This window comes from Agrobacterium sp. 5Ca50, from assembly GCF_055381905.1.
In genome coordinates, this window is sequence record NZ_AP026439.1 from 337,503 (window position 1) to 359,533 (window position 22,031).

The following is a 22,031-nucleotide window of genomic DNA, read 5'->3' on the forward strand; positions in this document are numbered from 1 at the left end:
CGGCGTTACCGCCGAAAGCTTTACAAAGCCTAAGAGGGCTCTCTCTCAGGATGCGATGTGCTTGGAAATTTCGCACCGCCCCTCGGCGCAGCCAACAGTGTCATCTGCTTTGGAGGCTGGCGACAGGTCAGGCACTTTCTCCGCGAGCGCCATGGCAATTCGGGCGCCTACAGCCATGTCGTCCTCAACCCCGAAGATATGATGCTTGATCGCGCCATCTCTTCCGATCAGAATTGAGGAGGGCGTGCCACGCAGGCCAAAGCGCTGCATGGTGATGGGCGTATCGGTTCGTTCGTCGGGCAAGTCTACCCCCACCGGGTGTTTGATGCGGTATTCGTGAAGAAATGCCTTGAGGGTAACCGGGGACATTGCGGCATGGTGTTCGAACACGGTATGGATACCAATGACCTGGAGATCGGCATCGGCAAAGATACGTTCAATCTTCTGAACCTGCGGTATCGATTGGCTGACGCAGCCAGGGCAAAGAAGCTGAAAGCTGTGCAACAGCACCGGGCGCCCACGCAATTCTGCCAATGTCAGAGGATGGGAAACGTTGAACCATTCGCTGATTGCCAGTTCCGGGGCGTAAATCAGATTGGAAGTAGCCATAAGTTTGATCCTTTCAGGGAAGGCGGGCCGTGAGGGAACGACCCGCCCGCCGGATGGGTATTACGCGGCGGCTCGCGTAAGCTTCACACCCGGGAAATCGACCGGAACATCCAGCGCCACATTGAGGTAGTTGGTGAAGAGGTTGAGTGCGATATGTGCAAGGATTTCGACAATTTCTTCATCATCGAAACCAGCATTGCGAAGGCTTGCAACATCGTCCCCGGCGATGTCCGCCCGGTTCTCAACAACCTTGATCGAGAAATCGAGCGCGGCCTGCGTTCTGGGATCTGGCGATCTACCTGCCTGTGCTTCAGACATCTCAATCGTGGTCGCACCAGCTTTACGGCCGAGACCTGTATGTGCGGCAAGGCAATAGTTGCAGTTGTTGCGATCAGCTATGGCAACCGCAATCTGTTCACCGAGCTTGGCACCCAGTCGCCCGCCGCCGAGTGCGGCAAACGAGCCCCACATGCTGGAAAGCGCTGCCGGCGAATTTGCCGCCGCTTTGAACATATTTGGCACTATGCCGAAGGCCGCCTTTATCTCGGAGAGCTTTTCAGCCGTCGTGCCTGTTGCGCTTGATGGTTCAATGAGAGTAATTCTTGTCATGTTCTTTCCTTTCAATGCCTGGAGGGGAGGGATTGCCGGTTTGGTGATGGCAGTCACTGAACCGGCGCTTGTTTTACTCGCCAGGCATGACCTTGCCGGGCAGACTGAGATCGCCAGATGCAACCTTGAAGACGTTGCTGACGCATAAGAGTGGGGCGTGCAGATTGCCGTTCACCTTCAGGCCGGCTGTCACACCATCAAAAGACGCTCCGACAATGCCATTGATCAGGGATAGCGGGATTTCGACGTCGACCCGATCGCCCTTGAAATTTGTAGGATACTCTGGACTGTCAATCAGCAATGGCACGCCAGGCCAGGTTGCAGGAACCTTTGGTTTCGTACCTTCGGGAATGTCAATCACTTTCAAGCCACCGCCACAGGCTTTGTCCTGCGCCAGAACCACCCAGTGCGGATGCCAGATATGACGGTTCTTGCCGCCATTGGCTGCGTCGTCGAAGTCGGGATGGAAGGTTACCGCGAGTGCGACAATTCCCTGCTTGCTCTCAAAGCCGATTTCGCCACTATCGAGACTGGTTGGCCAGACATAGGCATAGACGCTCGACCCTTCGAACTTGCCTGTCGCATCGGGTTTGTCCTTGCCTGCTTCACCACGCACGCGGGTTGAAAAGAGTGCAGTGTCGCCCTTGGCTGTGATCGTTGTTTCAATGATGTCGAAAGATGCCTGCACCGCCTCGGTTGGCTTTGCCGTGACCGAATGGGCGGATGCTGTTGCCAGCCATAGCGATGCCGTTCCGGCGATGAGTGCGCCGGCTGCGATTTTACCAAACATCGATAGTCTCCTTTTTTGTGTTGCCTGGAGGGTTTTCACCTATCCTTTGTTAAAAGCGGTCCAGGTGGCAGCCTGGACGGCCGGATCGGCGATCTCATGTTCGCGGCAATCGACACGGATTTCCCGTCGGCCGAATGCTGCGTCTACGAAATGACAGTGATGCGGGCGAGCCGCATCGGAATGTGCGAATGGTGCGAAATAGCGACAACTGACACACATGCGCTGAATGGGGATCGCATCATTCTGTTGTAAATGACTGATCATCTTGACTAACGTGATCAGCAGGTCTTCCTGCTCATGAGATGCCAGGGCATCAACCGCATCCCTAGCCGCCCCTGATACAGGTTCTGCTACGTCAAGAACCGCACGCCCCTTGGTTGTGATCTCTACTGTTACCGAGCGCTTGTCGATGCCGTCGCTGTTTTTCGCTACCAGGTCTTTACGCTCAAGCGCGGTGATGGAATCTGTTGCCGTCGGTTGAGATACACCAAGATTGGCGGCAATTTCCTTCACAGATAGCCCAGCCGCGCGCCCTTCCAGCAATTCAAGAATTGAGAGTTGGGTCGGGTTCAGGCCTGATGTTTTCGCTCGGCTCCAGTCTTCGTTGCGCATGACTGTTGCGATACGGGCAAGGCCTTCCCGAATGCGATGATTGACCGAGCCTGGGTTCTGTGTTGTTTCCATGTAGTGAATATATATAGGAGTCCTATTTTGTTCAAGGCCAATAATTATTTACTTTGTTGGTGGCGCGCCAATACCGGTATCGGAGATCGGGCCATGTGGCTGTTCGGGATTATGTGAGTGGGTGGCCTTCTCAACCATTGCCGGTCCTGTAAAGCCGCTCGCACCGTAAAATGCGAAATGCAGCCCCCAATAGCCCGTGGCAAACACCACAAGTGCCGCAGCAATGCCGCCGGGAATGGCAGGCAGATGGATTTTCAACGATGGCAGAAAGTGGGTCACCCGGCATTGATCACAGGCCACGGCGACCAGAATGGCCATTATCAGACCGTGTCCGATTAGGTCGACACGTCCGAAAGGCCAGACGGCAGCAGTGAAGATGATGATGAGCGCAATGGCCGAAAGACGCCGGATTAGAGGGGTCCACAAAAGACCAAACCCCATAGTGAATTCCGCAACGCCAGCCATCGGAATAAAGACATCGCGCGGCAGTCCGAACGTCAGGAACGGCTTTTCCAGGATGAGGGGGTAAAACCAGTCGGGATAGGCGAATTTCTCAAGGCTCGACCACATCAGGGCGATTGCGAGCCCCCATCGCAATGCCTCGAACCGATGTGAGCGGAGGTTTTCGTTTTTTGATGGCTCCAAGATGAGATAGGCGGCAACGCCAGCGCCAAGCGCCAGATAATCGAAGAGATGGAAGAGGTCATAGTCGCGGATGGCCAAAAGCCATAAGGCCAGAATTCCGATACCCGCCAACGGCATTGTTTTTCGAAAAAAAATACAGGCGGCGATGGCCAGTTGCAGCCATGAAACCCACTCTGCCGGCGTCCGCAGGTCAGGTGTTAAATATACGCCGCCCACCGAAAATATAGCTACAAAAAATGCCCCGACCGTAACGCGCACATAGTCATCAAGCCTTTTCCACAAAACATCAGTACTGCGGTCCAGCGCGTCATGAACCCTGTTGCCGAGCGGACTGATTTCAACAAGGCGCGTCAGCACAAAAAACACGACGACAAGTGCAATGCCGATCCAGAACCATGTATCCTTGAGAACAACGGACAATGATTGTGGTGGGGCACCCACGATATAGGGTGCGAACCATTTGACATGCGCCTGTGCAGATGTGCTGGCAAACAGCAGCGCGCCCGTAAAAATGGCGCCTCTTCCCAATGTCCATACCATGGTCATGCCCCCTTCAAACCTGATCTCAGGTTTTCTGTCCGACCCCGTAACGTGTGGCTGAATGTTTCAGGGATAAAAATGGTGCCAGGCCAAGTCGCGCCTCTTCCATTTTTTGCCAGAGGCTGGCCTCCTCCAGGGAGGGGATCGTGACCGTCTCACCACGGTCAAACCCTGCAAGTGCTGCCGTTACCATTTCGTCGGCATCCATCATCATGTCTGCTGGGATGACGTTGATATCGATGCCTGCACGATCAAAGATTTCCGTGCGGGTGAAGCCGGGAAGTACAGCCTGGATCTGAACCCCGCGAGGTTCAAGTTCAACGGCGAGGGCTTGCGTCAGTGCAAGAACAAATGCCTTGCTGGCAACGTAGGTCGGGTTGAAGCGTTCCGGCATCAAAGCCACTACGGAAGCGATGTTGATGATACCACCCTTGCCACGATCTGCGAATGTCTTGGCAGCGGTCACTGTCAGCGTGTGCAAAATGTCAACATTGAGATAGACCATGCTGGAGAGATCCTCGGCATCAGATGAAAGGACCGAGCCTTTCGGCCCTATCCCTGCACAATTGACGAGCAACTCCAATGACTTGTCCTCATATATGGCTGACAACACGCGCTTGATTTCATTGAATTTGGAAAGGTCTGCGGGAATTGGCGTAATCGAGACACCATGTTTTTCTGAGAGTGTGTCGGCCAATTGATTAAGCCGGTCGATATCTCTGGCGACGACGACGAGATCAAAACCTCGCTCAGCGAGCTTTTCGGCATATACGGCGCCAATGCCGGATGACGCACCGGTAACAAGAGCAGTTTTCCTTGTCATGTTCTGTCCTTCCCCGAGACGATGAGATGTAAATAATCCGTTCGTTTTGGTGCCGGAAGCAACGCACATACATTGCTCCCGACCACGCAGATCAGCCCTTGATGAAGGCAAGCAGATCCGGATTGACGATTTCAGGATGGGTGGTGCACAGGCCGTGAGGCAGACCAGCATAGGTCTTGAGAGTACCGTTCTTGAGCAGCTTGACGGAAAGTGGCGCAGAATCCGCATAAGGCACGATCTGGTCATCATCGCCATGCATCACGAGTGTTGGGACGGTAATGGCTTTCAGATCTTCCGTGAAATCGGTTTCGGAAAAAGCCTTGATGCAATCGTAGTGCGCTTTTGCACCGCCAGCCATGCCTTGCCGCCACCAATTTTCGATGACGCCTTGGCTGACCTTGGCGCCCGGCCGGTTATAACCGTAAAAGGGGCCGGCAGGGACATCGAGAAAGAACTGGGCGCGGTTGGCAACCAATGCTGCCCGGAAACTGTCAAACACCTCAATCGGTAGTCCGGCCGGGTTCTTGTCCGATTTGACCATGATTGGTGGCACGGCACCGATCAGTACCACCTTTGCCACTCTGCCAGATTTTGCGCGGGCAACGTAATGGGCGACTTCACCGCCGCCGGTTGAATGGCCTATGTGGATGGCGTTCTTGAGATCAAGGGCATCCGTCAGCGCTACAACGTCGGCGGCGTAGGTGTCCATCTCGTTTCCGGTCCAGGTCTGTGTTGAGCGACCATGGCCACGCCTGTCATGCGCAATGACGCGGTAGCCCTTGTCGAGGAAATACATCATCTGGGCATCCCAATCATCCGCGCTGAGTGGCCAGCCATGATGGAAGACAATTGGTTGCGCGTCTTTTGGACCCCAATCCTTGTAATAGATCTCGGTTCCGTCGCTTACTTTTACAAATGACATGACATGGTTCTCCGATGGATGTGTGGAAAAGTGTGTTGTGGCGTGGGATTGGTTGGGCAGAGCCATGGCGGCGGCGACGATACCGCTCGCCATAATGACCTCACGGCGGGTTAGCCGCGACGCAACGTTTACGGCTGTGAATTCACTCATAACGCCCTCCCTGATGATTGATCGTTCACGGAAAACAGATTGAGCCGAAGACGGGGCTATGGCGAGTAAAGCGTCGTAAAATGATGCAAACGCCCGACACGGTCATTTTATGTCGTTGTTCTATCTGTGTTAATATCAAGAGAGCGCCGGCCTGCGGCCTCGAGGAGTGCAAGTGCCGTCGTCAAGGGTGACCCGTCGGAACCCTCAGTAATGAGCCTGTTATGCCTGTCGTCTTGAAGGCGAAGTGTTACAAGATGGGCTGGGAATATGGCGACTGGTTTTCCACTGTCGAGGAACGACGCAAGGAAAGACCGTGGTTTGCTGTTTTCAAAATCCCAAAGGTGTCGCGACATTCCGAGACAGAATATCGCATCGAAATCCTCAAGGTCGATCTGCTCGAGACTAAGTGTGTCCGCAAGTTCTTCGCGTGCCACTCTGTCATCCATAAATCGCCGCACTGCTTGGTGTTGCGATGCCTTCTCCCTGACATCTGACAATTCTGGGTATTCACCTGTCAGCGTGGTGAGGACAATGTCAGCGCCAAAATCCTTGAAAAGATAATAGACCGGTGCAAAATCGCTTAATGTGATCTTCGAATTTGCTGCTTGGTCACTGTCGTTCGCTGCAAGGATAACCAGAAAACGGGTCGGCTGAATGCCTTCCATTGCGATCTCCTCAACCTGGAAGAAGATGATCGCTCGACTGACCGGCGTTGACGAGTTGAGAGTTGTAAATTGGTGTAAAGGAAGGACGGGATACTGCTTGTCGGTAACGAGGCCAGTTAGGAGGCGTTTTGTCTAGTCGATAGCTGCTTTTCATAGAGACCACAGGCAAACACGCTATCTTCCACCGATTTTAGCAGAGGAATGGCACCAGCCGACTGAGCAGACTCATAAGCAAGTGCCAGGGTCGAGCGCGCTTCGCCCAGGTCTGATGTTTTGAGCTGGATTTCTGCCTTGGTCCGCAACATTTCAGGCTGCCACCATGCCACGCCAGCGGCGGCGCATTTTTCCATTGCGGTATTGATTACATTCATGGCCTCGACGTTGCGATCAAGCCCGGACAATGCTCTTGCTTCTGTTGTGATGAACATTGTTTCAAAAAGGTTGAAACCGGCATTGCGAAGCGATTGCAGACCGGATTGTATTTGTGACAGGGCAGTTCTGTCGTCTCCCTGCCGCCGCAAAAGTTCAGCTTCGAAACACACCGCATATGTTCGCCAGACATCAAGCATCGTGGCTTTGGTGTGCTCTTTGAGTAGAGCAATGTACTCAGCGGCCAGACGGTCTTGTCCAGACATCAGAGCAAGTGGGCATGCCGCTTCTGCAAGGGCATTGGTCAGCGATGCGTAGTGGCCAACGGATTGGGCGTATTCCAGGGTTGATACAACATCTGCCATGGCCTCCTGTTGTCGTCCTAAAAACCATTTGCAGCGCGACAATATGATCTGAGCAGTTACCCGCTGGTCGAACTGAAAACGGATAACGTGCCCCGTCGATGGCAGACCCTGATAATCACGCAACATGGTCTCGAGGTATGTTTCACTTTCGGCATGGCGCCCGAGCCAGTGTAATGTCGCACCTCTGATCCGATTGCCGATGACTATATCGGCAGGATCGGGCGATGAAATTGCAAGTTTGGCAAACCGCGTTGCCAGATGAAGGCCAGTCTTAGGTTCCGCCCGATTGATGGCATCGACCCACAATCCCCATATTGCGCGCAGTTGATGGTCCACGTCGCCGAGTCTTTCTGCGATATCGGCAGATTCATTCCACGCTTCCACACCCCGACCGGGTGAAGCCGCCGTGATGATCTGCGGCCACCCCATCGCAGTATAAAGTTTCATCCTGCTCGCCTCATCAATACCGGGATTTGCGTTCAGGTAATCGATCGACGCTGTAACGGCCGAGATGCATTCGTCGTAAAGCGAAAGCTTGAAAAATAGCGGCAATGCCGCAACGGTCAGTCTTGCACCCAACAGCTTGTTGCCACCCGTCGACAGTGCCCAGTCGAGACATGCGCGCAGACCCAGAACAATATGGCCAAATTCCTCGACGGCCTCTTCGGTGGTTTGGCTGTAAATTCTGGCTGAAGATGTATCGAACAATTGCAGGAGATATGTGCCGAACTTTTCCATGGCAGGGCTAACGCCGTGGGTTTGAGCCAGTTTTTCCGCAGCATAGATGCGCGTGGTGTCAAGCAAACGGTACAGCTGGGTGGAAGCCGAGGTTTCCGCCACCACGAGTGACTTTGCGACAAGGGCGGCCACGAGATCGTAAGTGTCATCACTCAGTACCGCAGCTGCGGCAGATATGGAAAAACGTCCTCTGAAGATGGAAAGTTCGTTCAGACCCCGTTGTTCGTCCACGGCTAACAGCTGGTAACTCCAATCGAGTGTTGCGCGCAGTGTTTGGTGCCGTGGCAAAGCAGTGCGTCGACCACGGCTCAAGACCCTGAAACAATCATGGAGCGATGCTGCAAGCGACAAAATACTCATCGATTCCAGCCTGCCGGCCGCCAACTCAATCGCCAAAGCTATTCCGTCAAGCCGTGCACAGATGTCGATGACAATAGGCACGTCCATTTCTGTCAGTTGATATCCACCGAGACAGGCATCTGCGCGTTGTACAAAAAGCTGGACCGCAGGAGAGGCGAGTGCTTCTTCGAGTTTGACTGTTGATACTGGGACATCAAGCGGCAGAAGACGATGAACCCTCTCACCGCTGGCACGAAGAGGCTCACGGCTCGTTGCCAAAAAACGTGTGTTTGACGTTCGTTGTAGCACAGCCTCTACGAAGTCCGTTACATCGTCGATCAGATGCTCACATCCGTCCAGAAAGATTGTGACAGGCCTTGTTTCCAGCGTGGCACAGATGGTCGCCAACACATTGTCAGAACGGTATTTGAGGCCAAGGCTGGAGGCGACGGCTGCAGGCACCAAATCGCCGGATGCGATATCCGAAAGTTCGACTTTGATGATTTCAAGTTCGCCCGCCAACTGGCTGACGACGGCTTTGGCCACGGTTGATTTTCCAATTCCACCAGGCCCCGTAATTGTGAAAAGGCGACTCTTGGGAAGCTGTTCAAGAATTCCCTCGATGATCTGGTTACGACCAAAGACCTTTTGACCACCATCGTCAGGCGTGGGTGGTCGGATGGGTTCGCGCTGGGTGTTCTTCCTATCCCGGATCACCTCGCCAACAAATGTGTAACCTCTGCCGGGAATGTTGGCGATGAACTGTGGTTCTGATTTGGTGTCACCAAGGGCTTTCCGAAGTGCAGACAAATGCACCCGCAAATTGGCTTCATCAACATATGTGTCCGGCCATACGTGTTTTACGATTTCGTCGTTGGTCTTGAGTGCGCCGGGGGTTGAGATAAGGAAAAGCAAAATGTCTATCGCGCGGCTTCCCAACGCAACATTCGTTCCACCCCGCTTCAGGCTGCGCCTGGCAGGTACGATCGAAAAGGATGCAAAACGCAGTTCTTCTTCCACTGCGAAACCTCAGCAATTGGTCCTAATGCGAACGGATTAAGCTGCACTGTTGGTGTTCAATATAAAAAATAGAAATGCGCGATAGATTTTGCGGCTGTTTCAACTGTCTGCGTGAACGCTGCCCGCGCAGACTATGGGAAAGGCTGCGGTTGGAGTTACGTCCCGTCATTTTCCGTATAAAATGTCTCTCCGACAAAATCATGAATGGAATTTTGTATTTTGTCTATCCGGTGGCTTGGTTGTTGAGCGGCGCTTGCGCTTAAACCGTGAGGGGGATGACAGCTGTGGTTACGGAACCTAAAAGGCGTAGAATGGCTTACAGATAAAGATAAGCCTGATGTCAGACGGAGTTGAAAATTGAGTGTTGCCTTTGTCAAGGAAGAAAGTGCCGAAGCAGCTTCGGAAACCCTGCTTCCTGATCGCCCTATTTCACCTCATCCCAATCTCGTGACAGAGGCGGGATTGAAGGCGCTTGAATTGCAGTTGCAACAGGCGCGTGAAGCCTATGCTGTCGCCAATGCCATCGAGGATGTCAACGAACGCCGACGTCAGGCGGGCAATCCCTTGCGGGATTTGCGTTACTACTCGGCCAGAGTTCATAGGGCTCAGTTGATGCCGGTGCCGTCATCAACCGACAAGGTTGCCTTCGGCAACACCGTTACCTTCAGTCGGGATGACGGACGTGTGCAAACCTATCGGATTGTCGGCGAAGATGAGGCTGATCCGACAAAAGGCTCTATCTCCTTTGTCTCTCCTGTGGCCCGGCTTCTTATCGGCAAGACTGTCGGTGATGTGGTGCAGTCGGGAAATCAGGAAATCGAGATCATCGAAATCGCCTAAACGTTCACGCGACGGCATGACAGATGATTGGCGGGTTGAGATCAAACTCAACACAGGCTATCTGGTGCACACCCAAAGCTGATCTTCCACAATACAAGGTACGTCTCCCGTATGATCCCGGACTTTCTCGTCACCCATTCCGGTGGCTTCCATGCCGATGAACTTCTGTCCAGCGTGATCCTGACCCGGCTGTTTCCGAAGGCACGTATTGTCCGCAGCAGGGCGCCTGAGTGGATCGCGTCGGGCGAAGATCGCATCATCTACGATGTCGGCGGTGCGTATGACGCCGACAAGAACATTTTCGATCATCACCACCGCGGCGCGCCATTGCGCGAGGATGGCCAGCCTTACAGCTCTTTTGGTCTGGTGTGGAAGCATTACGGTCGCGACTACTTGGTTGCTTCCGGTCTGCCGGTAGAACATGTTGAAAAGGTTCACGCATCATTTGACGAAAACTTCGTGCTGCCGATTGATCTGGTCGATAATGGCGCACTCAGCCCCTCAGGCATTTTGGGCGGGCTAACACTCCCTGTATTGCTTGAGACGCTCAAGCCTGTGTTTGACGACACTGATCCTGACGCAAGCGATCGCGCTTTCCACGCAGCACTTGGCGTAGCGCGCAGCTTTGTCGAAGCTAGAATTGCCCAAAGCGCCTCCAAAATGCGTGCGGAGGCGGTTGTTCTTCAGGCAATCAACAACGCAGGGGAAGGGCGCGTTCTGGAATTGCCAATGGGCATGCCATTCCGCCCAACGATCATCAAGGCCGGTGCCGATCATTTGCTGTTCGTGGTGCATCCACGTGACAAGGACTGGTGTCTGACGACCATTCGTCGCGCCGATGAAGGCTTTGAAGTGCGCGCTGATTTGCCTGCCGCATGGGCGGGCCTGACCAATGGCGATCTGGAAGCCGCAAGTGGTGTGGAAGGCGCAAGCTTCTGCCACAATGGCCGTTTTGTCGCCGCCGCCCGTACCCGTGAGGCCGCGTTGGCCATGGCCGAGATCGCGGTCAGGCAAGCCCTTGCAACGGAGCAGGCTTCACTGGCGACAGTCGAATAAACCGGCCTCATGCCGTCACCCTCTGCGAGTGACGTGTCACTGCGAAAAGGAGATTGTTATGATTGAGAGAATTGGACTGACTGATCGCTGGAGTGACGCAGTCGTTGTCGGAAACCTGATTTTCCTGTCCGGTCATATCGCTGAAAAGACCCGTGGCCAGTCGGTCAAAATCCAGACTGAAGAGGTGCTTCTCGATATGGAGGACACGCTTTCAAAGGCTGGCGTGACCAAGGACAATCTGGTCAGCGTCAATATCTATCTGGCTGACATGTCCGGTTTCGATGAAATGAATGAAGCCTGGGACGCCTGGGTGTCGAAGGGCCATGCACCAACCCGTGCAACGGTAGAGGCACGTCTTGCCCGCCCGGACCTGCTGGTGGAAATGACTGCGATTGCAGCGAAGTAACGTGTAGCGGAGGGTTATCCGGCGATAGTGGCCTGGTTTCTCACTTTATGGAAACCAAGCTTCTCGGATATCTCGTCTGCTGCCTTGATCAAGCTCTCGAGATAGGCGGTGCGATTACGCAAACCGTCTTCTCGTGGTGCAACGAGACAAAGGGTGGCGATGCACGCGCCATCCGCCTGGTAGATCGGCACGGCAAAACAATGGGTGAAGTTCTCGACTTCACTGTTGAAGGTAAAAAAGCCGTCGCGGCTGGCCTGCCGCACTTGTGCAATGAATTCAGCCGGTTCCATACGTCTGCCATTTGGTAGAATGAAATCTTCCGCCGGGATCAGATCAAGGATCTGCTGGTCGCTTAAATGCGAAACAAGCAGACGGCCGGACGCCGTCCAGGCGATGGAAACCAGTTCACCAATATTGGATGAAATGCGGAACGGACGAATGCCTTCACGCATCATGGCAACAGTATATTTTCGGCCTTCAAGCAAGCACATCTGTGCGGTTTCTCGGGTCTCTTCCGCAAGGCGGATCAGCATGCGGTCGCATTCGCGCATCAGATCGAATTGTTCGGCATAGGCTGTGCCGAGGAAGTAGAGGCGGCGGCCGAGATAAACGCGGCCGTCTCCTCCTTCGTAGTCGAGCATGCCGTGGCGCAACAAAAGATTGATCAGCTCATAAACTGACGATCGGGGTGCCCCGATTTCCGAGGCGATCTCGTTTGGCCGCATGGGTTGTCGCTTCACGCGCAGAAACTCGAGGATCTCGAATGCGCGATCCAGTCCCCTTGTGCGTCGCGATACCGTATCGGCTGGCGCCTCGGTCATGCTGTTCTCCAAATCTTGTCAGCCGCGGTCGGCGCGGTAAGCAATGCAGTCGACTTCTACCTTGCAATCGACCATCATACTCGACTGAACACAAGCGCGGGCTGGTGGGTTGGCGCCGAAGTATTCTGCGTAAACGCCGTTGAAGCTCCAGAAGTCGCGCGGATCGTCCAGCCAGACGCCAACACGGACCACGTCTTCCACGCCGTAACCGGCCTCATGCAGGATGGCAATCAGATTTTCGATTGCCTTGCGGGTCTCGGCGACAATTCCGCCGCGTACGATTTCGCCATTTTCCATCGGCACTTGACCGGAAACATGCAGCCATCCATTGGCTTCAACTGCTCTGGCGAAGGGAAGGGGCTGTCCGCCTGCACCGGTTTCACCCGCACCGTAACGCTTGATAGTCATTAAATTCTCTCTTTTCTTTTAGTTGAAACTGGATGTCTTGAGGAATTCTGCAAGCCGCTCGGTTTTCGGCTTGATGAACATTTCCTTGGGATCGCCTTCTTCACAGATGACGCCCTGGTTCATGAAGATCACACGGCTGGACACCTCATAAGCGAAGCGCATTTCGTGGGTGACGAGCAACATGCTCATGCCGTCTGCGGCCAGGCCCTTGATAACCTGCAGCACTTCACCAACCAGTTCGGGGTCAAGGGCCGAGGTGACTTCGTCGAACAGCATCAGTTGCGGTGACATGGCAATGGCACGGGCAATGGCAACACGTTGCTGCTGGCCGCCCGAGAGCTGGCCGGGGAAATGGCCGCCACGCGAACCGAGGCCGACGCGCTCAAGCCACTTTTCGCCAATGGCGCGGGCTTCGTCACGGCTCTTTTTCTTCACCTTGACGAGACCGAGCATGACGTTTTGCAACGCCGTCATGTGCGGGAAAAGGTTGAATTGCTGGAAGGCCATGCCGGTCATGGCGCGCTGTCGGGCAATTTCGTTTTCGCTTTTACGTTTGCGGGCGTTGCCGGAGTATTCGTAACCGATCTCTTCTCCCGCTAGGCGGATATATCCGCCCTGGAATTCTTCCAGCATGTTGATGCAACGAAGCATTGTAGTCTTGCCGGAGCCGGAAGAGCCGATGATCGAGATGACCTCGCCCTCGTGCATGGTGGTATCGACGCTTTTTAAGACTTCGAGCGGGCCATATTGCTTGCGCAGCCCCTGAATTTCGAGAAGTACCTTGCTCATGACATGCGGCCTCAGGACGGGACAGCCGTCTTGCGTTCGACGTATTTGCCAAAACGCTCGATGCTGTAGTTGATGACGAAGTAGAGAAGCCCGGCGAAGAAATAGAACTGCAGGCTCATGAAATTGCGGGAGATGATCTCTTGCGTGCGCAGCAAAAGCTCGGCAACGCCAATCACTGAAAGCAGGGTCGATGCCTTGACCATCTCCGCTGCCGTATTGACCCAGGCCGGCAGGAACTGCCGCAATGCCTGTGGCCACAGCACATAGGCAAAGGTCTGGCTGAAGGTCAGGCCGATTGCCTTGGCGGCCTCGGTCTGTCCCTTGGGAATGGCCTGCAGGCCACCACGGACGATTTCGCCGACATGCGAGGAACAGAAGATGGCGAGGGCAAACACGCCCGCCTGAAACGGTCCAAGTTCAATGCCGACAGCTGACAGCACGTAATAGCTGGCGAGAACCAGTACGAGAACCGGTGTGCCACGGATGAAGTCAGTGTAGGCGCGGACAAAGAAGCGCAGCACACGATTGCCGTAGACCAGCGACAGGCCAACGAACACACCGAGTACTGAGCCTGCGAGGATCGACAGAAGCGAGATCGATACCGTGACGCCGAGGCCTTTGAGGATGACGTAACGCGCCAGCCAGACCTGATCAAAAAAAGCGGAAAAATCCATCATGACATCACCTCGGAACGGCCAGACGGCGCTCGACAAAACGCATCAGCGCAGCGAGCACAAAACAGGTGGTGACGTAGAGACCCGATGCGACGATCCAGGTTTCGATGATACGAAACGTCTCGACATTGATCTTGCGTGCTTCGAAGGTCAGTTCCGGCACGGCGATAGCCGCAGCAAGTGATGTGTCCTTGAACAGCGAAATGATCGTAGAGGACAGCGATGGCAGCACATTGCGGAACATCAGCGGTGCAATGATCGATATGCGGATCTGCATCGGCGTCAGGCCGATGGCGAGACCTGCTTCCGTCAAACCGCGCGGGATCGACAACAGGCCGGCACGAAACACTTCGGCCAGGTAAGCACCGGAATAGATCGCCAGAACGGCGACAAAACTTTCGATCTTGCCAAGCCGCACGCCCAGCTGCGGCAATGCGAAATAGGCAAACAACACCAGCACGAGGATCGGCAGGTTGCGAATGATTGTGACATAGGTCGCAGCCGGAGCCTTGATCCAGACATTCTTTGAGATCAGCGCGAAAGCGACAAGCAGACCGATTAGCGCACCGATCAGAATGGCAACAAAAGCAAGGCCAAGACTGAGTAACAGACCTTCAAGAAGCTGGTCGAAACTGCGCCAGACGGCGGCGAAATTGAGCGTGTAGCCCATGGCGTCATCCTGCCATAGTAGAGTGAGCGGGACGAAGGGCTGTGCCCTCCGTCCATATGAGACAAGCCGGTGGGCTTATTTGTATTCGACCGGGAAGCCGATCTGTGGCGGTGCCAGTTCCTTGCCGAACCATGTCTTGTACGAGTTCGCATAGAAATCGAACTCGACGCCGGTCATGGCTTCATGCAGGGCGGTGTTGACGAAGTTCAGCCAATCCTGGTCGCCACGCTTGACGCCGCAAGCATAGGTCTGTGGGTTCCAGCCGTAACCAGCATCCTTGTAGCGGCCCTGGTTCTGGGTCATGTACCAGGCAAGCGACGACTGGTCGGTTGCGGCAGCGTCGGAACGGCCGGATTCCAGAGCCTGATAGATCAGGTCAACGGATTCATACTGGTCAACTTTCGCATCCGGCAGAGCGGCATGAACCATGGCTTCAGCGTACACATTCTGCAGAACCGAGATGGTCACGGACGAGCCAGCGGCCTTCAGAGCTTCATAATCAGCATATTTGTCGTCTGCCTTGAGCATCAGGCCTACGCCTTCACGGTAATAAGGAATGGTGAAGGCGATCTGCTGCGCGCGTTCGCCTGTTACCGTCATGAACTGGCATGTCAGGTCAACCTTGTTGGTGGTGATGTTTGGAATACGGGCGTCAGACGACTGGTTGACGTATTCAATCTTGTCAGGATCGCCAAACAGCGCCTTGGCAACGATGCGGCCCATATCAACGTCGAAACCCTGCAGCTTGTCGTCGGCGCTCTTGAAGTGCCATGGCGCGTTGGTGCTGCCTGTGCCGAGCACGAGATGGCCGCGCGCAAGAACTTCATCGAGTTTGCTGCCGTCGGCGAGAACAGGAGTGGTGGAAAGGAATGTGGCGGCAACCAGAGACATGATGCCGGTACGGAAAGAAATGGTCATGGCGTTCCCCTATGAACTGAACGTTTCCTTTTGTTCCAATATATTGGACACGTGTCTGTTTTATTGGATTGACATATCAAGTATCATGGGAGATGTATTGTCAATAGGTATAGGTGATAATTGGTGCGGCGCCGCAAAGTGATGTATTTTGCGGCAGCCCCGTACTTGCCAAGACAGAGGAATTTATGCCCTTCTCGCCCAGCGACATTGACGTAGCCAGCACGCCCGCAATCCTCGTTGACCTTGATATCGCAAAGGCGAATGTCGAGCGTTTTCAGAGCTATGCTGATCAAAATGGATTGCGGGTAAGACCGCATATCAAGACACACAAATTGCCTGCATTGGCAGAGATGCAACTGGCTGCCGGAGCAATCGGGATCACCTGCCAGAAAGTGTCGGAAGCAGAGGCGATGGTTGCAGGCAGCGACGCAATCACCGATGTGCTGATCACCTACAACATCATCGGCAGCGAAAAGCTGGAGCACTTGAAGGCGCTTGCCAGAAAGGTAAAGCTATCGGTTGTTGCTGATAGCGCAGAGATTGTGGATGGGCTGTCTGCGACGTTCGCTGGTGAGGCGCAGCCGCTTGCCGTTCTGGTGGAATGCGACACCGGTGCCAACCGTTGTGGTGTTCCGGCGCCTGATGCGGCTCTGAAACTTGCAGCCTATATTGATGCGGCGCCGGGGCTCGTGTTTGGCGGTCTGATGACCTATCCGCCCGCTGGTGGGGAGGTATCGGTGGAGCGCTTTATGGGAGAAGCGAAGTCGCTTATCGAGGCGCAGGGCATCGCTGTTCCGGTGATCACATCGGGCGGCACGCCGTCGATGATGCATGCTGCCGAGGCGCCTGTCACGACAGAGTATCGTCCGGGAACCTATATCTATAATGACCGCTCGCTCGTATCACGCGGCGTGACGACGTGGGATAATTGCGCCCTGACGGTGCTTGCGACGGTTGTTTCTGTGCCAGCACCAAACCGTGCGATCATCGATGCTGGTTCCAAGACGCTAACGTCTGACCTTCTTGGGCTGACAGGCTATGGTCATGTGCTCGGTCGTGATGACATCACAATTGATCAGTTGTCCGAGGAACATGGTCGTCTTGTCAGTACCGGTTCCATCGGTCTGAATGTCGGCGATCGCCTGCGAATCGTGCCGAACCACGTTTGCGTGGTAACGAACATGGTGGATGCTGTTTTCGTAACCGGCGCTGGTGTGTCCGGCGTTGAGAAATGGCCTGTTGCCGCCCGTGGCAAGATTGTCTGATGCTGGTTGAGTTGAAAGCCTCTTGCCGCTTATGCGTGGCAGGAGGCTTTTGATACGGTGGCCATCGGCTAATAGCTGACCGTCACAACAACCGTGTCATTATATTGCCCCGGCGTCGGCGTGTTTTGTGCCGGAACGCGACCGTAGACGGTTACGCTCTGTGATGTCCCGGTTCCTGTGCCGGTGACCACCTGTCCAGCGGCACTGCCCCAGACACTGGATCGAGCGGCGTCCCTGTAGAGCCCGTAAATAACCGATGAGCTTCCCAAGACCATCTGCCGCGCAGCAGGCGGGCTATTGCTCAATCCGCCATTGAGGGCAATGCTGTAGGCAAGGTTCGCAGTACAGGTCAGTGTGATCGCCCCGTTTGCATCGACTGCACTATTGAGAACGCCATGGTTGCCGAAGTTGATCGACTGCGCCGACACAAGGCATGCCGGTTCCACAGCCGCCGTTACGTTAAACGGGACCAGTGTTGGATTCTGAGTAACGTCAGAGCAATTCGGTGCCAGCAACGTATAGGTCGTATAGGTGAAGCTGGTTTGCGCGCCAGCGAAACTCGAGAGATAGATACCGCGCGCAGCAGATGCCTGACTGGCTAAAATTCTGCCGTAGACGGTGCGGCTGGTGCTGCCAAGCAGTGGTGGCAGAATGGGTAGCAATAGGTCGATAGGCGGTGGCGAACCCAGTGCCGTTTGTGTGGTGGAACCCCAAGGTGTTGTTCTTCCGGCATTTTGATACAGTTGATAATTAAGTATGTTGCTGCCCTGAAGCATGCGGCGGATGCCGCCGGATTGGCCGCCACTGCCTGCGTTGATATTGGGGCAGATGCGCACCGACAGGCCTAGTGCCAACGGGTTGGTGCAGGTCACATTTAATGTGGCCGTTGTATCCACGGCCGCGCCGCTTGCCAGATTGACAAAACCGAAATTCATATCCGTCATACTGAAGCTGCATGTTTGCGCCAGCACCGGTGCGGCGCAAAGAAAGGCTGCGATGGCAAGGCCTGCACGGGTCAGCATCATCATTGAACGCTCCTGCATGTCGCTTCAAGGGTTGCACGGGTCTCCGTGGTCGATCCAATAACGATCTGCGCCTCGCAGTCGCCTTTGGTCGGCTGATGAATAAGAAGTCGGTGCTTGTTCGAGACGTTTTCGAGATAGGCCTGTCCGTCGTAGCCGACCACAAAACTACTTTCGTCATTGCCATCGATGGTGCCGGAAGACCCTGTTTCGATGACATCTCCGCTTTCTGATTTCAATGTCACCAGCGCGACGTGACCGCCGGTCTCCACTTTGAAATCAACGACGGAACCGCCGCCTTCCGTCGGAATCACCGTCTGTTTGGTTCGGTCAATTCGCGCATCGATTGGCAGGTTGGCCGGGTCGAGCGTGATCATGTTGGCATCATAAGACCGCAAGTTCGGAAGCAAGATCTTGCCCCGGCGGTTGGTTTGGCCGATGGGGCGGTTTTCCAGCGAAATCTCGACACCCGGCGCGCCGGCATCAACGACGGCAAAAGCATCATCGATGCGGTTGCCAAAGAAAACGTCACCACCAGCCAAGGCAACTGAGCCATCCAGTTGTACGTGGCCTTGGGTGCTGCCGTTGAATAGATCGACACCGGCTGCAACCCGTGCACCGCTGCCGCGATAACTGGCCGAGGCTGAAATGATATCATTGTTGCCGCGTGAGCCGCGCAACCGCCACCCATAACTGCCCTCGGTTTGTTGCTCGGATTTGACAGCATCTGCCGTAACGGAATAACCATCGGCACTGGACGAGAAGCCTGCAGAGGTAGAAATGCCACCGCCGAATGTCCAGGAGAGACCGGCAAAAATTCCATAGGATTTTTTATCCGCCAAATCCTTGTAGGCGGTGATAAAGACGTTGCCGTTTTCGCCGATAGGCCGTGTGACAGAAAGGCCGAGCAGCCGGGATTTTCTTTCATCAAAAGTTTCCAGCTGCGTGTAGGAAAAGTTGAGACTTGCTTCATCGAAGCTGAGTTGGGTGGAGAGGGAAATTTGATCAAGCGAACGCGCCGGGCGGGCGTTCACCAAATTCAAAGCCGTTGCATTTTTCGATCTGGTTGCCGCGACGGATGCCATGTCATGGTAATCGCCGAACGCCCGCTGCGAGCGAGCAAAAACCTGCATTCCCAGCAATTCTGCTTCGACGCTAGCCGATAGCTGATAGCCACTGTCTTCCCGGAAGTGGCTGGTGGAACCCGAAACGGTGCCCAATCCGAATGCGCCGAGTGTGAAAACACCACCAAGCCCGACATTATAAAATTCCTCGCCGCCTTCGGTATGGCTTTCTACGGTCAACTTGTTGGTCAAGCCGTACCGGACGGTCGCGGAGCCGAGAAAATTCTCGTCATAGTCAAATGAGGAGATGCCGTAATTGTTGCGGGCAAAACCGAGTTCGGCGGAAAAGTCGATGAGGCCGGGAGCCAGCAAATCTGCCGATGCAAAAAACGGTGTTTCCGACACGGTCTCCCGTCCCAGCGCATCGCGCACCACCAGCCGTGCATTGCCGGCACCGCTGACCACGGGAAGGTTTGTAATGGAGAACGGACCTTCAGGCACCTCCTGCGAGATACGTCTGATATTGTCGACATAGACATCGACGGTGGAAGGCACGGCAGCGGAGCCTGAAAAATCCGGCATTGGCATCGTGACAATATCCGGCCGCAGATCGAAGTTGCGGCGTATCTGTATTCCACCCATCCGCATTGGGCGTGTCCATGTCAGCCCGCCGGTAATCAGGTCGCCTGCTCGATAAGTCGTCAAACTATCTTCATCGGAATAGCTCCAAGTGGTGTCGAGGCGATTGCTGTCAAACTGCTCGACCTTTGAGGTGCTCAGGACCTGGGAGGATGACAAGACACCGAGTGGGCCAAAAACACGGCTTTCCAGCAAGGCCGAGACGCCGTTATATTCGACAATGTCCGACCAGCTTTTACCGCCGGATGATCCGTAGATCGTGTAATTCACCAAACCTCCCAGATCGCTCGTGGCTCGTTCTTTTTCTTCTTCGTCCTCTTGCGCATCGGTTTGGCCGGAGGCGTCGATGACCTTGCTGGCGCGGGCTTCCGTCGAAAGCGAAAAATAGATGGACTGGTTGCTTTCGTCGTAACGCCAGCTGACATCCGGCAGCTTGGCGATATCAACCCAACCATCGGCACCGACAGCAGTTTCAACCGGGATAATTCCGACATTTCTTAATTGAACCGGCTCAATCAGGAGCGAGCCGGTGCTGTTTTGACGAAAGGTGGCGATCAGTTCTGTTGAAACATCGTTGATATAGACTTCAAGTTGTAACTCTCTCACCTCCTCGGCGGCAACAGAGGGGGGTGAAGCATCAGGATGTAAATCCTGATCCTGGGAAAAACTGCGCGATGAAATGATCGTCAAACCTGCAATCGTCAAAACGGCAAGGCTAACCGCCTTTAACGCGCGCCGTCGCATTGACAGTGCCGCTTTCGCTATCTGCGGAAATTTTCAGTGTGCCGCCGCCTCGCTTGCCGCCCGCTGCCGGCACCAGCCAGGTTGCACCGGATTTTCCGAGTACATAGCCAACAAGTCCCTGTTGCTGGGCAACCGCTTGACCGCTTCCGTTGAGCAGCTTGAGATTGGCAACGCGCAAGCGCTTGGAGCCTTTATTAGAGACGGTAACCTGGTAGCCATTGCCCTTGGGTGTCACAGACCATGTTGGCTGCGCCTCGCTGGCATCGTCTTTCGAGAAAAAGACAGGGATGGAATGGCGGACAACGAGATTGATCGTGCCGGATCGAAGTTTACCCTGTGTTGGCAATTCATCGACCATGACGCGGTAGCTCTCTTCAGCCTTCACAGGCGCCTTGGAGAGCCGCACGATGCGGACGAGATTTTCCGCTCCGGGTTTGAGTTGTGTGATCGGTGGGCTTGCAACAACATCGTCTACCGCCGTTAAGACATCCGAGCCGTTTTGTTGGGTCCAGCGGAAAATCCGGACCTGAACATTGATCGCTGTTTTGGCATCATTGCGGATGCGCAGATTGGACGTCGCTGCTGGTGCTCTAAGATCCAAAATGACGGGGGAGACCCGTAAAGAGGTTGCGTGAGAAGGTGAAACATACAAACCGGCAAGTAACGCAGCCGCTAAAGTAAAAAGACGCATATGCGATCCTCCCTTTGGCGATCAATAAGTGAGTGTGGCCGTCACGGTATCCGTGTAAGTGCCAGGAGCAGGGGTGTTTTGGGGCCCAACACGCCCATACACAGTAAAAGGCTGTGCCGCGCCGGTTCCTGTTCCGGTCAACCTGTCCGTGCCTACCGTGTTGCCCCAAACAAGTGAGTGTGCGGCATCTCTATAGAGGCTATACGCGATTGTGGCCGAGGCGGGGCCGGTCATTAAACGCGTCGCAACTGTTGCGCCCGTCCCAGCGCCCGCACTTAGACCTAGACTAAATGGCGTGCCCGTCGTGCACTGCACGATAATCTGGCTGGTTGCATCTACATTGACCGCGAGAACACCATTGGTTCCAAAATTGAGATTGGCGGCAGAGTTAATCTGGCAGGCTGCCTGAATGGTGATCTGCACCGTGAAGTTCGTCGATGTAGATGTCTGCGCAAAGGTGACGGCGGGCAAAAACATCAGCGAAACAAACGGAACAAAATAGCGTATTGGTGCGAACTTCATGCTCTCTCCCTGTGCCATTGCACCGCAAGTTGGCCGGCGCCGGGCAATGAACGAATACTCCAATAACGAGTAATAAGAACTTGCTAATGTTCGCTTAGATTGGGTTAACAAATTCTTAATTTCCGAACCCGAATAACTACCGGGCGAAATTGAACATGTAGTACAATTACTTATCGAGAATTTGGCGGATCTTGCGGGGTAAAATTGTTTATTATCAACGCATTAATTAGCAGG

The 22,031-nt window shown here is 54.6% G+C and carries 23 protein-coding genes; 4 read left to right on the forward strand and 19 right to left on the reverse strand.

Annotation, left to right across the window (positions count from 1 at the left end; translation table 11 throughout):
• Positions 1-45 precede the first annotated feature (45 nt).
• The 9 genes from ACZ5FM_RS19180 to ACZ5FM_RS19220 form a co-directional block, all read right to left on the reverse strand.
• Complete coding sequence (locus ACZ5FM_RS19180; RefSeq protein ID WP_464040950.1) at positions 46-609, reverse strand: redoxin family protein; 564 nt, start codon at positions 607-609, stop codon at positions 46-48.
• A 60-nt stretch (positions 610-669) separates the two neighbouring features.
• The gene (locus tag ACZ5FM_RS19185; protein ID WP_464040951.1) at positions 670-1,218 is read right to left on the reverse strand and encodes a carboxymuconolactone decarboxylase family protein; all 549 of its coding nucleotides are present in this window, start codon (positions 1,216-1,218) and stop codon (positions 670-672) included.
• 73 nt (positions 1,219-1,291) lie between these two features.
• Positions 1,292-2,008 (reverse strand): hypothetical protein, encoded by a 717-nt coding sequence (locus tag ACZ5FM_RS19190; protein ID WP_464040952.1) that lies wholly within the window; start codon positions 2,006-2,008, stop codon positions 1,292-1,294.
• A 39-nt stretch (positions 2,009-2,047) separates the two neighbouring features.
• Complete coding sequence (locus ACZ5FM_RS19195) at positions 2,048-2,620, reverse strand: MarR family winged helix-turn-helix transcriptional regulator (RefSeq protein ID WP_259148775.1); 573 nt, start codon at positions 2,618-2,620, stop codon at positions 2,048-2,050.
• Between the two features lie 120 nt (positions 2,621-2,740).
• Positions 2,741-3,883 (reverse strand): hypothetical protein, encoded by a 1,143-nt coding sequence (locus tag ACZ5FM_RS19200; protein WP_464040953.1) that lies wholly within the window; start codon positions 3,881-3,883, stop codon positions 2,741-2,743.
• A gap of 19 nt (positions 3,884-3,902) precedes the next feature.
• Positions 3,903-4,700, reverse strand: coding sequence for an SDR family NAD(P)-dependent oxidoreductase (locus ACZ5FM_RS19205; RefSeq protein ID WP_464040954.1), 798 nt, complete (start codon positions 4,698-4,700; stop codon positions 3,903-3,905).
• Positions 4,701-4,791: 91 nt separating this feature from the next.
• Complete coding sequence (locus ACZ5FM_RS19210) at positions 4,792-5,622, reverse strand: alpha/beta fold hydrolase (RefSeq protein WP_259148903.1); 831 nt, start codon at positions 5,620-5,622, stop codon at positions 4,792-4,794.
• A 257-nt stretch (positions 5,623-5,879) separates the two neighbouring features.
• Complete coding sequence (locus tag ACZ5FM_RS19215) at positions 5,880-6,437, reverse strand: type 1 glutamine amidotransferase family protein (RefSeq protein ID WP_312949750.1); 558 nt, start codon at positions 6,435-6,437, stop codon at positions 5,880-5,882.
• Between the two features lie 116 nt (positions 6,438-6,553).
• A complete protein-coding gene (locus ACZ5FM_RS19220; protein ID WP_464040955.1) occupies positions 6,554-9,268 on the reverse strand; it encodes an ATP-binding protein in 2,715 nt (904 codons plus the stop codon).
• A 357-nt stretch (positions 9,269-9,625) separates the two neighbouring features.
• Between ACZ5FM_RS19220 and greA the strand changes: the two genes are divergently transcribed.
• The 3 genes from greA to ACZ5FM_RS19235 all read left to right on the forward strand — a co-directional run bounded on the left by greA (position 9,626) and on the right by ACZ5FM_RS19235 (position 11,570).
• Entirely contained in the window at positions 9,626-10,108 is a 483-nt protein-coding gene (gene greA, locus ACZ5FM_RS19225) for a transcription elongation factor GreA (protein ID WP_464040956.1), read from the forward strand.
• A gap of 111 nt (positions 10,109-10,219) precedes the next feature.
• Entirely contained in the window at positions 10,220-11,164 is a 945-nt protein-coding gene (locus tag ACZ5FM_RS19230) for an MYG1 family protein (RefSeq protein ID WP_464040957.1), read from the forward strand.
• 58 nt (positions 11,165-11,222) lie between these two features.
• Positions 11,223-11,570 (forward strand): RidA family protein, encoded by a 348-nt coding sequence (locus ACZ5FM_RS19235; protein ID WP_192489745.1) that lies wholly within the window; start codon positions 11,223-11,225, stop codon positions 11,568-11,570.
• A 14-nt stretch (positions 11,571-11,584) separates the two neighbouring features.
• Here the strand turns inward: ACZ5FM_RS19235 and ACZ5FM_RS19240 are convergent, their stop codons facing one another.
• The 6 genes from ACZ5FM_RS19240 to ACZ5FM_RS19265 form a co-directional block, all read right to left on the reverse strand.
• Entirely contained in the window at positions 11,585-12,391 is an 807-nt protein-coding gene (locus ACZ5FM_RS19240) for an IclR family transcriptional regulator (protein ID WP_464040958.1), read from the reverse strand.
• A gap of 18 nt (positions 12,392-12,409) precedes the next feature.
• Positions 12,410-12,799, reverse strand: coding sequence for a RidA family protein (locus tag ACZ5FM_RS19245; RefSeq protein WP_192489743.1), 390 nt, complete (start codon positions 12,797-12,799; stop codon positions 12,410-12,412).
• Positions 12,800-12,817: 18 nt separating this feature from the next.
• Positions 12,818-13,588: an amino acid ABC transporter ATP-binding protein gene (locus tag ACZ5FM_RS19250; RefSeq protein WP_464040959.1), complete on the reverse strand. Its 771-nt coding sequence runs from the start codon at positions 13,586-13,588 to the stop codon at positions 12,818-12,820.
• Between the two features lie 11 nt (positions 13,589-13,599).
• Positions 13,600-14,265, reverse strand: a complete 666-nt coding sequence (locus ACZ5FM_RS19255; protein WP_192489741.1) for an amino acid ABC transporter permease — start codon at positions 14,263-14,265, stop codon at positions 13,600-13,602.
• 4 nt (positions 14,266-14,269) lie between these two features.
• Entirely contained in the window at positions 14,270-14,932 is a 663-nt protein-coding gene (locus ACZ5FM_RS19260; protein ID WP_464040960.1) for an amino acid ABC transporter permease, read from the reverse strand.
• 75 nt (positions 14,933-15,007) lie between these two features.
• Positions 15,008-15,850: a transporter substrate-binding domain-containing protein gene (locus tag ACZ5FM_RS19265; protein WP_464040961.1), complete on the reverse strand. Its 843-nt coding sequence runs from the start codon at positions 15,848-15,850 to the stop codon at positions 15,008-15,010.
• A gap of 185 nt (positions 15,851-16,035) precedes the next feature.
• Here ACZ5FM_RS19265 and ACZ5FM_RS19270 point away from each other — a divergent pair, with 185 nt between their 5' ends.
• Positions 16,036-17,115: a D-TA family PLP-dependent enzyme gene (locus ACZ5FM_RS19270; RefSeq protein WP_464040962.1), complete on the forward strand. Its 1,080-nt coding sequence runs from the start codon at positions 16,036-16,038 to the stop codon at positions 17,113-17,115.
• A gap of 68 nt (positions 17,116-17,183) precedes the next feature.
• On the opposite strand, the gene ACZ5FM_RS19275 is transcribed toward ACZ5FM_RS19270, so the two are convergent.
• From ACZ5FM_RS19275 to ACZ5FM_RS19290, 4 genes are read right to left on the reverse strand one after another with little or no spacing between them, the layout of a single operon-like run.
• The gene (locus ACZ5FM_RS19275) at positions 17,184-18,143 is read right to left on the reverse strand and encodes a Csu type fimbrial protein (RefSeq protein ID WP_250984503.1); all 960 of its coding nucleotides are present in this window, start codon (positions 18,141-18,143) and stop codon (positions 17,184-17,186) included.
• Positions 18,140-20,584 carry a fimbria/pilus outer membrane usher protein gene (locus ACZ5FM_RS19280; RefSeq protein WP_464040963.1) on the reverse strand — a complete coding sequence of 815 codons (2,445 nt, stop codon included), beginning with the start codon at positions 20,582-20,584 and terminating at the stop codon, positions 18,140-18,142. The genes ACZ5FM_RS19275 and ACZ5FM_RS19280 overlap by 4 nt, the downstream gene beginning before the upstream one ends.
• Positions 20,556-21,275 (reverse strand): fimbrial biogenesis chaperone, encoded by a 720-nt coding sequence (locus ACZ5FM_RS19285; protein WP_464040964.1) that lies wholly within the window; start codon positions 21,273-21,275, stop codon positions 20,556-20,558. The genes ACZ5FM_RS19280 and ACZ5FM_RS19285 overlap by 29 nt, the downstream gene beginning before the upstream one ends.
• A gap of 21 nt (positions 21,276-21,296) precedes the next feature.
• Complete coding sequence (locus ACZ5FM_RS19290; protein ID WP_464040965.1) at positions 21,297-21,797, reverse strand: Csu type fimbrial protein; 501 nt, start codon at positions 21,795-21,797, stop codon at positions 21,297-21,299.
• Positions 21,798-22,031 lie beyond the last annotated feature (234 nt).